Annotated in this window: 12 protein-coding genes and 3 pseudogenes; 5 read left to right on the top strand and 10 right to left on the bottom strand. The window is 59.2% G+C overall.

Annotated elements, in window-relative coordinates:
• Positions 1–137: 137 nt before the first annotated feature.
• A pseudogene (locus tag AC0L3K_RS21085) lies at positions 138–503 on the top strand (RMD1 family protein); the annotation flags it as partial.
• Positions 504–1,306: 803 nt separating this feature from the next.
• Here the strand turns inward: AC0L3K_RS21085 and AC0L3K_RS21080 are convergent.
• From AC0L3K_RS21080 to AC0L3K_RS21065, 4 genes are all read right to left on the bottom strand, one after another.
• On the bottom strand, positions 1,307–1,837 hold the full coding sequence (locus AC0L3K_RS21080; RefSeq protein ID WP_473357997.1) for a hypothetical protein: 531 nt from the start codon (positions 1,835–1,837) through the stop codon (positions 1,307–1,309).
• Between the two features lie 428 nt (positions 1,838–2,265).
• The gene (locus AC0L3K_RS21075; RefSeq protein WP_007600062.1) at positions 2,266–2,562 is read right to left on the bottom strand and encodes a ferredoxin family protein; all 297 of its coding nucleotides are present in this window, start codon (positions 2,560–2,562) and stop codon (positions 2,266–2,268) included.
• A 40-nt stretch (positions 2,563–2,602) separates the two neighbouring features.
• Positions 2,603–3,910 (bottom strand): FAD-binding protein, encoded by a 1,308-nt coding sequence (locus AC0L3K_RS21070; RefSeq protein ID WP_473297104.1) that lies wholly within the window; start codon positions 3,908–3,910, stop codon positions 2,603–2,605.
• Between the two features lie 11 nt (positions 3,911–3,921).
• Positions 3,922–5,037 carry an electron transfer flavoprotein subunit alpha/FixB family protein gene (locus AC0L3K_RS21065; RefSeq protein ID WP_433994762.1) on the bottom strand — a complete coding sequence of 372 codons (1,116 nt, stop codon included), beginning with the start codon at positions 5,035–5,037 and terminating at the stop codon, positions 3,922–3,924.
• 322 nt (positions 5,038–5,359) lie between these two features.
• Here AC0L3K_RS21065 and AC0L3K_RS21060 point away from each other — a divergent pair, with 322 nt between their 5' ends.
• Entirely contained in the window at positions 5,360–5,848 is a 489-nt protein-coding gene (locus AC0L3K_RS21060) for a hypothetical protein (protein ID WP_473357998.1), read from the top strand.
• A 339-nt stretch (positions 5,849–6,187) separates the two neighbouring features.
• On the opposite strand, the gene nifW is transcribed toward AC0L3K_RS21060, so the two are convergent.
• The 4 genes and pseudogenes from nifW to nifH all read right to left on the bottom strand — a co-directional run bounded on the left by nifW (position 6,188) and on the right by nifH (position 8,903).
• On the bottom strand, positions 6,188–6,520 hold the full coding sequence (gene nifW, locus AC0L3K_RS21055; RefSeq protein WP_473366832.1) for a nitrogenase stabilizing/protective protein NifW: 333 nt from the start codon (positions 6,518–6,520) through the stop codon (positions 6,188–6,190).
• A gap of 115 nt (positions 6,521–6,635) precedes the next feature.
• Positions 6,636–7,056: pseudogene (locus tag AC0L3K_RS21050) on the bottom strand (homocitrate synthase/isopropylmalate synthase family protein); the annotation flags it as partial.
• Between the two features lie 161 nt (positions 7,057–7,217).
• Positions 7,218–7,946, bottom strand: a complete 729-nt coding sequence (locus AC0L3K_RS21045; protein ID WP_473357999.1) for a nitrogen fixation protein NifQ — start codon at positions 7,944–7,946, stop codon at positions 7,218–7,220.
• 66 nt (positions 7,947–8,012) lie between these two features.
• Positions 8,013–8,903 carry a nitrogenase iron protein gene (gene nifH / locus AC0L3K_RS21040; RefSeq protein ID WP_007600043.1) on the bottom strand — a complete coding sequence of 297 codons (891 nt, stop codon included), beginning with the start codon at positions 8,901–8,903 and terminating at the stop codon, positions 8,013–8,015.
• A 381-nt stretch (positions 8,904–9,284) separates the two neighbouring features.
• Here nifH and AC0L3K_RS21035 point away from each other — a divergent pair, with 381 nt between their 5' ends.
• A complete protein-coding gene (locus tag AC0L3K_RS21035) occupies positions 9,285–9,413 on the top strand; it encodes a hypothetical protein (protein ID WP_473366831.1) in 129 nt (42 codons plus the stop codon).
• A gap of 21 nt (positions 9,414–9,434) precedes the next feature.
• On the top strand, positions 9,435–9,989 hold the full coding sequence (locus AC0L3K_RS21030; RefSeq protein ID WP_219682354.1) for a peroxiredoxin: 555 nt from the start codon (positions 9,435–9,437) through the stop codon (positions 9,987–9,989).
• Between the two features lie 38 nt (positions 9,990–10,027).
• On the opposite strand, the gene AC0L3K_RS21025 is transcribed toward AC0L3K_RS21030, so the two are convergent.
• Positions 10,028–10,204, bottom strand: a complete 177-nt coding sequence (locus tag AC0L3K_RS21025) for a transposase DNA-binding-containing protein (protein WP_473358000.1) — start codon at positions 10,202–10,204, stop codon at positions 10,028–10,030.
• 1,525 nt (positions 10,205–11,729) lie between these two features.
• Entirely contained in the window at positions 11,730–12,581 is an 852-nt protein-coding gene (gene aepX / locus AC0L3K_RS21020) for a phosphoenolpyruvate mutase (RefSeq protein ID WP_473358004.1), read from the bottom strand.
• Positions 12,582–12,767: 186 nt separating this feature from the next.
• Between aepX and AC0L3K_RS21015 the strand changes: the two are divergent.
• Positions 12,768–13,047 (top strand): annotated as a pseudogene (locus AC0L3K_RS21015) (transposase); the annotation flags it as partial.
• Positions 13,048–13,417: the final 370 nt, after the last annotated feature.

Below are 13,417 nucleotides of genomic sequence, written 5' to 3'. Positions count from 1 at the left end.
GTGTGAGCTAGCTGACATACTCTGGATGAAATTGAACACACATGGGTGCCCCGCCTTTGCTCAACCTGTGCCGTTTCGAACAATCGTTCTACCTCCCCTCTTGAATCGGAAATCCTCCGGCCGCCGGCGCGAAGACACCCTTTGCACGCGAACTAGCCGAGCGCGGCCGACCGCGCGGGGACCCAAGGGCATTCTCCAGCTGATCGGCGATGCGCTCCTGGTCCAGCAGCGTGTGGCGGGCCGCGCAGCCATTGCGGAGAAGCCCGACGCACTCTGGGGCAAGCCGGCGCTGGAGCGGCTCTATTCGCGCCTGAAAGACGAAGACGAATTGAAGGAGCGGCTTGAGATGCTCCAGCGCAAACTGCGGGCCATCTCCGGAACGGCCAACGCGCCGACGGGCATCATCGAGACACGGCGCTCGCTGCGTTTGGAGGGTTATAGTCGTGCTGATCGCGATGGAAGTTGCGATCGGATGCGGTCAGACTATTGCAGCAGCTCAGTGAAGTGCGGCTGGTCACAGCACGCGAGGCGCTTTCCTGGCCTCTGAGCGGACTTACTAACGTATCAGGCCCGGTTGTTGCGCGGAACACGCTGTTCGGCGCACGCAGCGGCGTGTTTTGGCCAAGCCGTCGCCCTGATCGTGCACGCGAGGTGCGACGAAATCCGGGTGCGGCTCGCGGCCCAGCAAATAGGCGAGGCGACTTCCGGCGCAATTCTCCGGAAATCGATCAACGATCATGCGTGTATGGCAGACGCGCGGCAGAGCGTTCACCCCGACGATCCAGCGTGACCCGAGAAGACCCTTTGTCAGTTTGCGGCGGACCGCCACTGAGCTTGTCCGCTGTTGCCGAGTAGCTCGCGGAATACTTGCCCTTCCCCCGTCGTTCGCCAGCGCGCGGCCAGTGATGACCGGAACAAGGACGGTCGATTTCACCAGAGCGCCTCGCTATGAGCGATCGCCTTTCGCCGCTTTGACACATCGCCGCGGCTCGGTCGACGTCTCCTTCGGTGATTTCCCTTGCTTGGCTATTAGCGAAAGGCTCCAGGATCGACGAGCGCAGCGCACTGCGCGGGCTGAACCGCGGTCCTCGGGTTCACTAACGCGACGGTCGCCGAGCTATACGCGCTCGGGACTGCAATGGAGCGTGCATGGCAGCTCTGCGTCAGCGATAAACGGACGACAAGGAACTGCGCCGCGAATTTCAAGCAATTTTGTCCTCGCAAGCAGGCACCGAGATTTCCGACGTCCCTGTTGCCTGTAGACATTCCATCTGCAGGGACATTGTCCTCAAAGCGCCCTCGCCACTCACGTGCCGTCGGCAGCTTCCCTCAAATCCACTTCTGAACCGATCCCGCCATGGCGATGCTTAGCTGGCTCGTTCAGAAGGCCGGCGAGCCTGAGGCCTTCAAGGACGCCTTCGAGCCGCTGTTCGCGAACGATTGCGGCGAGCAGCGAAACGGCCTCCTCCCGATGGACGGTGAAGCCGACGTCAGGCGCTCGCTGAACCAAGAGGTCCAGCAAGGTCGGAAGTTCAGCAACGTGGTCGCGTAAGGTCGAGACCACATCATTGGCGAGATAGGTCGCCAAATCCCCTTTCGCCGGCGGATCAAAGTCTAACTCGACCGCGGCGCGCTTCTCGATTGCCTGTCGTATCAACTCGCGCTGGCTTCGTGCATTCATCCAGAGCATGAACGCCGCATCCGCGAGCTTCTCGCGCGGCAAGCTTCTCAGTTCGACTATGCGAGCCTGGATGTCGCCAACCGAACTCTCACGCCCTGCATCTGCTCGCCGCGCGTTAGCGGCTGCCCTGCTCTTTTGTACCCGAACCATCGTCATGCTCTCCGGCGGACGATATATGCCGTCGATACAGCGGAATGAAAGTGCAAAGTTGTGTGGTGCATGCGCCCAGTCCGGCTGACGAACGCGGAACCGGCGGTCGCGCGAAGACTCAGAACGCGCTATTTTCGTGATGCCCTCGTGCTTTTCTAGTCTACAAGGCGCGGAATGGCATGTTGTCGGGTCGGAGGCTACGGCCGAGCGAAGGCCTGCTTCCAACATTCCGTCAGTAGGTGATAGGCAGCGAGGTGGTGGCGGCGGGCGGATCACCGCCACCTTCCAGGGAGGACGAAACTGGCCAGAACCGCCGGGTAGATGGAAAGATTGGGACACTGGTTGAACGTGCCCGGGTTAACCCCGATTCACGCGTGATCTCGTTGGATCGCGAGAACGACGCAGCCGCCGTGGCAGGGCCCTCACCCGAAGTGTTAACCGAACTTGAATAGGACACCGTAACCGCCGCGTGGGTAACTCCACTCGATATCACCACTTTCTTCGCAGATCACCCTGCAGGTGCCGCACTCGATACACCCGTCGACTGTCACCTCAACATGACCTTTATCGCTGAGCTCGTAGCACCGTGCAGGGCAGGCCTTCAACATCGATAAGAGCCGCGAGGATGGCGTGGTGTGCGGACGCACCTTGATATGGGCACGGCCGGAATCGACAAGATAACGGTTGTAGAATAGTTTATCCTCGACACGTTGGGATGGCTCGCTCGGCATTGTTTCTGGCTCCGTCGTTCGTCGTTGTCTTAGGTTTGGATCACCGCCAGGCCCGGGCAATGCGCAGGGCATCGCTAAACAGCCCACTCCAAGACCGCGCCTTGATGAACGAGCTCAGCATCAGCTTCTCTTTCTCGAGCTTTGGTGTGCCGTCGACGCGCACGTAATCCTGCATCGCCTTGGAGAAGAGCTGCGGATATGTGAGAAAGAAGTTCTGCGAGTGGGTATGCATGAGTGCCGGCATATCCTTGTACTTCTTCAGGTCCTTGATCACGAAAGAATCAGTAAGCATTTTCTTGTAAAGCGAAAGATTTTTGGCCGTCATCGGATCTTTTCGCGATCTGATAAGGCAGATCGCTTCCGCCGCGATACGGCCCGACGTCATCGCCAAATTGGACCCCTCGCGATGGATGGCGTTGTTAAGCTGGGCGGCGTCTCCGACGACCACCCAGCCCTCCCCGCAAAGCTGCGGAATTGCCCTGTACCCACCTTCGGGGATCAAGTGCGCGGAATATTCCTTGACCTCCGAACCCTCGATGAGCGGCGCGACGGACGGGTGACGCTTGAAACCCTCAAGCAGGCCGTAAGGCGTCTCGCCGGTACGCTGGAAGTCGGCAACAAGACAGCCAATACCGAGCGAGATGCATTCCTTATTGGAATAGATGAAGCCCATGCCGGTCATGCCGCGGGAGATGGTTCCGGCCGCTTCGATGACGAGCCCCTCGTCGCCTTTGAGATTGAAGCGAGCGTCGATTGTCTCGCGCGACAAAAAATGCATCTCCTTAACCGCGAGTGCGACCTTGTCCGGTTTCGGCCGCCCTCTTAAGCCCGCACCCGTCCCGAGCACTCCGTTCACCCCCTCGGCCAACACGACAACATCTGCATGGATTTCACCCCCATCGCGGTCTGTGCGCACCCCGACGACCCTGCCATGGGAATCCCGGAGGAGCTCGGTCACCGTGGTCTCGCACAGCAGCGTAGCGCCGGCCTCGCGGACCTTCTGGGAGAACCATTTATCGAACTGGGCACGGATGATGGTGTAGCGGTTCGGCTTCTCCTCGTTGAAATCATCGGATCGATAGTGAATCCCGGTGTGCGAACGCTCGTCCACGATCCAGAAGCGTTGCTCGACCAGATGCCGCTCAAGCGGCGCATCTTCTCGGAAATTCGGGATCAGCTTCTCCAGCATATCGGCATAAAGGATGGCCCCTTGCACGTTCTTCGACCCGGAATACTCGCCGCGTTCCAGCTGCAGCACTTTCAGACCCCGCTCGGCCATTGTAAGCGCCGCCGCGTTCCCGCCCATGCCAGCACCGACGACGATGGCGTCGAATCTTTCCTGAATCATAACAAGCTCCCCTAGCCAGCGATGCGGTCGTGCGAGTGCGGCGATAGCTGCGCGCGGAATGCAGAGGTCAATGCCGGCAACAGTCGAATGGCGTCGGTGACGATGCCGATATGGGCAAAGTCGAAGATCGGAGCGTTCTTGTCAGTGTTGATGGCAACGATGAGGTCGCCGCCCTCCACGCCGACGCGATGCTGGATAGCGCCGGAAATGCCGGCCGCGATATAGAGCTTTGGCCGGATGGTTTTCCCGGTCTGGCCGATTTGTCGGTCCGAGGTGGCCCAGCCCTTCTGGACCAGCGGCCGCGAGCAGCCATATTCGGCGCCAAGCACGTCCGCGAGCTGGTGTACAAGTTGGAAATTTTCAGGCGATCCCAGACCGAGCCCTCCAGCGACGACCACGTCGGCATAGGCAAGGTTGGACTTTGCAGAATCGCGGTCTGGCAGGAAGGACAGGACCTTTGTGACGATATCTTCTTCTACAAGCCCGAGCGGATGCGAGATGACGCGCGAGACGGCGCCTGTCACGCGCTCGGGCATCGGCATCACGCGCGGACGGACGGTTGCCATCTGTGGACGATAGTTGAGTGTGTAGATCGTGCACAACAGTGAGCCGCCAAACGTCGGCCGGGTCGCCGCAAGCGAGCCGTCGGCATCGACATCGAGCTCGGTGCAGTCCGCAGTTAGGCCGGTGAGCAATGTGGTGGCCACTGAGCCGGCGAGATCGCGGCCGAGTGTTGTTGCCCCTAGGAGTAGGATTTCCGGCTTATAAGTGTTGACCAGCTCTGACAGAGCTTTCGTATAGGACTGGTTGCGATAATCGGCCAAGAGATTGTCCGCGACGATATAGGCGAGGTCGGCGCCGTAGCAGAAGGATTCGGCGACCGCCTGCTGCGTTGTCTCCCCGACCGGGCCGATGACAACCGCGGCGAGGTCAACATTGAGCTTGTCGGCGAGCCGGCGGCCGGCCCCCATCAGCTCCCATGAGACGGGGTGCACAACGCCGCGTTCCTGCTCGATGAAAACCCAGACGTGCTTATACGGCTTAAATCGCTCGGGCAGTTCCCTCTTGGTCGCCGCGCGACCACCACCCGCGGCCGGAGCTGCACTTTTCGGTGCGGTGCTCATCATCTGTACTCCCATTCGCTTTCAGTAGCGGCTCGCCAGCGGCGCATGCTCCGCCTCCAGGTTTGGAATTTGCGCTTGAAGATTTCTTCAGTTAAGCGTCGGGCCGGATGCCGGCCGGCATCGCGTCAGCACGGCCTGGCAGCAGCGTGGGGCCGATACAGCCGTTGCTGGATCTTGACGACGAGCCCGGAAGCACGCGCTTCCGGTTCGTTCCGGATGCGGCATTCTGGGACGACGGTTTGGTTCCCGGCACTGCTAAGGCACCGACCGGGCCGGTCAGGCGTGCCGATCGATTGGTCCTCCTCATCCTAGAGATGCAACCGAGGTGCAACAGATCAAGGACCTGCGAGGGGCTCGGCTGGTACGATTGTCGGCCGCGTCGTTGCCGGTGGAAGCGCGATCTCATTGCTCCGAGTGCGCTTGTTTCTTGCCGATCATAGCGACAGGCCCGCAACTCCTGGCGAGGACAGGAGGGGCGGCGCTCAAGGCGCCCGGTCAACAGCGCCGCACGGCCGGCGCTGTTGAGCAACGGCTCTCCCCGCGAAACCTCGGGCAGGGATCGGCCAACGGGGGCGCACGAATCAAACGCACCTTTCAGCTCAGCCAGGTATGCGACCATCGCTTTGGCGCCGCGACGCATTATGGTGCCGGCAGGCAGCGCGCGCGAACCTGCGCGGCGTCAAAAATAAAATCGATGCGAACCAAGACGTGCATGCGCTGCTCCAAACTAGCTGAGCATATGTCAGCAATTGTCGTACCAATTGCGCAGGCGATGAAAATTGGCCGCTATTTCAAAATCTTACTGAAGAAGTAAGTCGGATTGGCGGCCTCTCACGAGGTCGAAACATTCGAGACCGTACTGACCCGTGTCCGGAATGCGACAGAAGACACTCATCTGAACCTTGCTGAGTTTTCCGCGCAACATGTGCGGTCCCGCTGCCGGCGCATGATTGCAGGAGATAGGTACACCTGCGTACCAGCTCGAAAGGATGGAAATATCGGCGGCGAGTCGTGATTGGCCCCTAAGGAGCCGTGGTGATGAACTGCGGATCCGCGAGGCCGCAACTGCAGCTTTCCGCTTGAATTCGAAGCCATGGCTTGCTGTCAGGCTCTCGGGACCTTCACGGTCCAGAGCACGACATATAAGCTCAATTCACTCCAACAAATCGAGCTGGACCAATGCGGGATGCATGTTCGCTTGTGGTGCGGTCGCATCCTTCAGCACCTTGAATACGCGCTGTTCGATCGGGGAGGACGTGACGAAGTCGGCATAGGCGCGCTCAAGCGTGGCCTTGCAACGCGCGGTGATCTCAGGATCAGATGCACCGGTCAACTCCTCGCCTGTGAGATATTGGCCCATGCGACGCAGGATGTGAAGCCGCGCCACATCGACGATTTTCGCATCGTACTCGACGCCGAGCAGTGCAAAAAAATCCTCTGCCGCCGAGGCCTTGTTCAATCGCGCGAGGATCCCATCCGTCGTCATTCTCAACCTCCATCTCGATCCGCGCCCAGAAACGACCAGGCTGGAATGTTTCAACCGATCGCGCGACGCGCGTGGCTGATTCGCTGTTGACGAGCGAGCTCTCGTGAATGTCGCGTCAAATCGCCACCCCCGTTTCCTGCGCAACCAGACCTTGGTGCTCGATGGCATGCTTGCGGACGGGCGCGGGGATGGTTTCGCTTTGCTCGGCGCCGAAAGAAAGTTGCACGATAGCAGCAAGGTAATCGCGGCGAACCCTGAATGCTTGCCGATCACAATCCGGGGGGAGCGCTCGAGCAGCCCCGGGTCTAGCCCTTCGTAGCTGCGCCAGGTCCTTTAACAGCCCGTGGACGTGGATGCCGGATTCATTGGTAAAGACATGCTCGTCGACAATCGCCTTGTTGAGCGGGACGGTACGGGACGCAGCGGCTGCAACGACGACCGCGACTTTTTTCCAGTTCGGATAGCAGCACGCCGGTATCAACGCAACAGAGCTGTCTGAGTGCGACGGCAACTTCCTTCAGCGGCGCGTTGTCGGCTCCGCCAGATATCAACCCGCGATCATCAGACGCCGCCTCGGCCCGTGGGTCGGGTACGCGCAATCGTTTGCCCCGGTCTGTTTTCACCCCCATGCGACAGGTGGCCGAAAGCTCGTAGGATATACCCGCAATGGCGCCAAAGAGGGGTATCAATAATGAACTCAGCCTTTCAAGCTTGGGACGGCTTGGACGGTGTCATCAAGGCGGCGCAGATGATCCCGCCGACGTCCGGCCATCCGGCTCTCCCCGCTCTCTTCGCCGAAGCAAAGATCAAAATCATTGCATTCCGTGCAGACCGGCGTGGTACACATCACCAGGCCGTCATCTTCGCATAGCATGCGATAGAAGAAGCGCTTCCAGCGCATGTTCTTCGTGTTGCGAGCCGCCAGCGGCCCGAAATGGCGCATGAGGACACGGGACAATTCATCCCGCTTCCGCAGGCCGAGATCTTCCCACAAGTGATTAGGCTCCATGGCGCGCCGCGCGATCATCGTCGCCAGCCAGCCGCCAACCTCGCCATGAGTGGAACGTTGCGCAAGCAGGAGGTCGCGTACCATAACTGTCTCGTCAGGCGCCGGTAAGGCGGACTGTTCGCGCCAGGTACAGCTCCTGACCGGGGTGGATGGGAAGTGTTGCACCAAGAGCCCAGTGAGCTCCTGGTTGGTCAAGCCAGCCCGTTCGGGAAGTTGGCCGCCATCCATGGCTGATGTGGCCAGAATGCAAGCCAGCACATGGCGATCGAAGTCGTCATTGTCGCTGATGTCGACTTCTGCGGGATGGCGCCCGGTCAGAAGCTTGTAGAGCTCACTCGCGTCTCGCTGCTTGGCGACGTGAGCTACCGACACGCGAGATGAGATCGTGTCGGTCGTTTTTCCTTGTGTGCCGATCATAACTTTCGCACAGCTTCTGAGTGGACGAGGTCGGCCTTCCCGGATCGAGAAGGCCGACAACATGAACTATGCCGAAATAGCGGCAAGCTCGGCAGCGGTCTTGCCGACCTGGCTCTCGTCGACGGGCTTGATGATGCCGTGCTCCATGAGCATATCTTCAAGCTCGTCCATGCTGATTGGCGTCGGGATAGCGCCTTGTCCGGCATTATTGTGGATCTTGGTCGCGAGATTGCGATAGTGATCCGCCTGCTTGGAGTCCGGCGCGTATTCCAGCACCGTCATTCGGCGCAGCTCCGCGTGCTGCACGACATTGTCGCGCGGCACGAAGTAGATCAGCCGGCTGCCGAGCTTCTTGGCAAGAGCATCGGCAAGCTCCAGCTCCTTGTCGGTCTGCCGCTCGTTGCAGATCAGGCCGCCGAGACGCACGCCGCCGGAATTCGCATACTTCAGAATACCCTTGGAGATGTTGTTGGCAGCATACATCGCCATCATCTCGCCGGACATCACGATGTAGATTTCCTGTGCCTTATTCTCACGGATAGGCATCGCGAAGCCGCCGCAGACGACGTCGCCGAGCACGTCGTAAGAGACGTAGTCGATGTCCTCATAAGCGCCATTCTCTTCCAGAAAGTTGATGGACGTGATCACGCCCCGTCCGGCGCAGCCGACCCCCGGCTCCGGACCACCGGACTCGACGCATCGAATGTCCCTGTAGCCGAGCTTGATGACGTCCTCGATTTCGAGGTCCTCGACGCTGCCGGCATTCGCCGCCAGGCTCAGAATGGTGTCTTGCGCTTTGGCGTGCAGGATGAGGCGAGTCGAGTCCGCTTTGGGATCGCAGCCGACGATCAGAATCCTTTGGCCCAGCTCAGCAAGGGCCGCCAGCGTATTTTGCGACGTCGTCGATTTGCCGATGCCACCCTTGCCATAAAACGCGATTTGTCTCAGCGAAGACATGTTGCTCTCCATCAACCGATTGCCAATTTTTCGCGCCGAATGCGCGAGCCTGTTTCTCTCGTAGAAACCATGGACACACGAGTTTCGGGAAGGAGGCCATCGCTCGCCATCAGCGTCGGCGTGCCCTCAGCCCTCGCTCGTTGTTGCTCCATCCAGTTAGCAACTGGCGTGCCATTTCCTTCGCGCCTGCGTTAAGCCTTTGATCACGCTCAACTAACCGCGTGGCCTCGGACGCCGGCGGGCTGTGGCGGACCGGACAGCCGCAAGGGCTCTGACCGAAACCCGACAAAGACTCGGCGCTCGGATTCCACTACGAGCGCCGGCCAAGGAGCACAAACGGGAAATCCCGCGCCTTAAGCCCGAGACGATTGAGGAGACGACATGTTGCAGATCGGGCTCGAGGACATCGCCACCATCAAAGGCGAACGTTCCACGACGGGCATGGCGGGCACTTGCCGCCAGATCGGGTGGCATATTGCTTGCTCAGTCGCGGAATGCTGTTCCGTGTGACCCCGATGTTGTGAGGACAATATGCTTGGAATTGGAAGTAAGTTGCCGCCGTTCGACATCATAGGCGTGAAGCCCGGCTTTCACCTGCAGGAGGAGGACGGGCAAAGCGCTTTCGAGACGCTGACTGAGAGAAGTTTCCCCGGCAAATGGAAAGTCATCTTCTTTTACCCGAAGGATTTCACATTCGTCTGCCCGACCGAAATCGCCGAATTTGCCCGCCTGTCGAAGGATTTCGCCGATCGCGACGCAATCGTGCTTGGCGGGTCGACCGATAACGAGTTTTGCAAGCTCGCCTGGCGGCGTGACCACAAGGACCTGCACCGTCTATCCATCTGGCAGTTTGCCGACACCAAGGGCGCACTGGTCGATGGCCTTGGAGTGCGCTCGCGTGATGGCATCGCACATCGCTATACCTTCATCATCGATCCTGAGAACACGGTCCAGCATGTCTATGCGACCAACCTCAATGTAGGCCGCAGCCCGACTGACACGTTGCGCGTTCTGGATGCGATACAGACTGACGAGCTCTGCCCTTGCAACCGCGAGATCGGCGGCGACACGCTTAAAACTGCCTGAGGCAACATGTCGATCGTGCAGTGGCCAGAATGTCCGCCTCACTGACCCGGTGAGTTGGAGAAAAAACGATACGCAGGCTTGGTGTTGGCCCAGTCCTGGCGCACCAGCGGAACACTTTCGCCCTTGACGCTGCCGATCTGCGCTAGCAGTTTGCGAGCCTCTTGTTCAGGCGCTCGTCGGCAAGGCTGCAACCAGAGAGCTCGCGAGCAAACCATGCGTCGGCTTCTTCGTCCATTTGCACCGGCCCCTGCGAACCGCTGCCAGACAAAGAATCACGTTCGATTCCTGCGAGCAATGGTTTGTGCGCTCCCTCAGCCCGTTCGACTAAAAGTGGGTAATTGAAAGCCTCACCGAAGGGTTAGGCACCGACCGATTTCGGCCAACAAGCGTGCGATTGGCCTACCATCACATGCTTGGCACAAGATCACGTGTCGTGAGGATACGGCAGAGCGGTTGTCGTCGCGCTTTGCCGGTGTGGGCGTCCGTCCAGCACATCGAGATTACTCGCGCGTCGAAAGCCGGCTGGAGGAATGGCTGCGGATCGAGTCGCCGGCAGGAAAGGAGGCGCCCACCAAATATTGGTTGTCAGCGCTTCCGGCGAACATTAGCTTCCGATAGTTCGTCGATCTTAAGCTGCGCTGGCGCATTGGGCGCGACTGCCACGAACTCAAACAAGAAGTTGGCGTTGGCCACCTAGAGTGGCGAAGCTGGCGTGGCTCCCACCGTCAGGTAACACCGTGCATTGCCGCGTACGGATTTCTGGTGTCCGAGCGAGAAACGATTCCTCTCTCAGAAACAGCTTCCACCAAGCTGTTCAAGGAAGCTGCAGTTCCCGAAGCTTATCGACCGAGGGATCCGCCATTGCGGACTGAGCGACACGTCCCAAATTCGATCGCTAAGGTTCGGAGAAGATTGAACGCAGCTCTCGTACCACACTTTTTCAATGACCTTGTTGCATCGGGCCAATGTCACGTCGAAGTCGGTGACAATTATGACGCAGTAGGACTAATCGCTACGGATGACGCCATTGAGCTGTCGCTAACGATCCGAAACGGAATTTCGAGAGAGATTGGACATTCGATCACATAATTTGGTCCCATCGGGTGAACATCTGAAAGACGAATTCTCCCCGATGGTTATGATCGCATTTGACGAGGTTTGCACTTGCCGCGCCCATGCTGCAGAAAGGCATTTTACGACGCCGTGGGGAACAACACGTTCCTTGATTGCGCGAGGCGATAGCGGACGAGGCGGTTCACTCAATGAACGCTGTCAACCTTATCCGCGAACGCATTGGCGAACTCGGCTCATTCTCGACAAGCCAATTCGCGTTACCGACAAATCTAAGTTATTCTCGTTCATCCTACACTAATTCCGCGGAATGCACTCCAACTAGCTGCTCGCCAACTCCCGCCTTGCGATCATGAGAAATATTACGAAGCCACTCACGGCGCGGAGGGAGACGTGAGGCATTAGCCGAGTTGAGTGCGATGCCGTGGCATCCACTGCGCAGAGATTTGGCTCCAGCGAACAGGCAATGGTCCACTGCCCGCCCGAGTTAGACCGTCGGCACAACACCTGTGTCAGAGTTTTCGATGGATGCGCGTCCTGATACGTGTAACGAGAGCCGGGCGACAATTGAGCCGGCGTCGAAATCGCCGCTCGGTAGGTCGTTTCTGCAAGTTGCCATTCAGGCAATCGGCGCCAAGTTATGGTGCGCTTTCGTACGCAATGTTGTGTTCACGACAGATAGCGCGCTTCCGCGCGGGCAAGTTCGTCATACCTCAACAGTTCGAAGACCTCGTCGAGCGTCGCAATATTAGGCTCAATGCCGGCAACGCCTTCTTCAGCAATGATGCGACGGCAGATCTGCCGCATTGCCGCTATTGCAGCTCGCACTGAGTGGTTGGCCCAGATCACTGTTGAGATGCGGGCACTACGATACGCAGAGACCGGTGTTCGATAGTATGTCGTTGGCACAATCACGACGGGCAATCGGTTTTGCCAGGTGCGCGTGAAGGAAAGAACCTCGTCCGCGGTGCTCTTTCGCGAGTGAATGAGGATCGCATCCGCACCCGCGTCCGCGTAGGCGTGAGCGCGTAAAATTGCCTCGTCCATGCAATGCCCCGCGATCAACGCCTCGATCCGGGCCACGAGGACCAGGTCTTCTGCGACTGTATCCTTGACCGCCCGCAGGCGCCCGGAGAATTCGTCGATATCGGCGAGCGGATGACGATCGCCAATAAGCGAGTTCATCTTTGGAAAGCAGCTATCCTCCAGCGCAACGCCCGCAGCGCCTCGCTGACGGAGCTTGCGGGCGAGGAGGCGTGCATTGTTGAAATTCCCGAAGCCGCCATCCCCATCAACCAGAACAGGCAGTTTGGTCGAGTCCACGATCCGCTCGACTGCATCGACAAGTTGGCTCCATGACGCTTCGTTGACATCACGATAGCCGAGAGAGCAGGCAATTGAAAGACCCGACGCCCACAGACCTTTGAACCCTGCGCGCTCGGCGATGGCAGCGGAGAGGCCGTTATGCGCTTCCATGAGGACGGAGAGTTCAAGATCGGAGCAAACCTGTGCCCGCAGCATTTCTGCGGGAGAGGATGCGGTGCGTCGATCAAGACCGTTGGCGAGGACAGATTGTGGTTGATGTTTCATGCCGAATACCCCGGGAGCGACGGTTGAGCAGCCCGACTGAGCAGCCCAACCTACATTCGGCAAACACTGACCCTTTTCTGATATCTCGATCAACTAGCGGGCTTGATAGTTGACTGGGCGTTCCTCGCCGGTCCGGTCGAGGGCGACTGGCCCTCTCTGTGGATCGAGGCCACCCACGTGAAGGTGCCCGGCAGGGGCGTATTGTCTCGGTCGCAGGGATCGTCGCGATTGGCGTATAGTGATGGCCGACGCGAAGTTCCCGGCATGCATGTCGGCCCGTCCGGGGATGGCGTTTCTGCGTAGGCTCGCCAGGCGGGGTCTCCGCGGCGTCTAGCTAGTGAATCTCGGACGCCCCGAGGGCATCAAGGCCGCCGCCGCCAAGGCGCTGAACGCCACGCCACCCCGCAGCGCTGCCAGGTCGGACGTCGTTGAAAACGTTCCGCACACTGATTCCGTTTCCCTTGTGATTCGCGGTCGAAGGGGCGCACGCCCGTAGCGCCGCGCGGATGAATCTCCGAAACTTGGTGCAACCGAACACTCGTCGACTCGCTTCTGTGAGCAGCGGTGCGAATGGTGATGTTATCCTCGATTGAGCGTGCCATAAGAGAACCACGTGACTGAAAAAGGATGAAATCAACCGGGAGCCTATATACAAAATTGACGATCATGTTGGCGTTACGACAAAAGGGTGATGAGACGATGAAACTCGCTCATTGCCCCTTAGCACTTCCGTATCGGACATTGGTGCTCAATTTTGCAACGCTGTA

The organism is Bradyrhizobium sp. MI1.10 (assembly GCF_055811035.1).
This window is presented reverse-complemented; position numbering and strand designations above follow the sequence as displayed.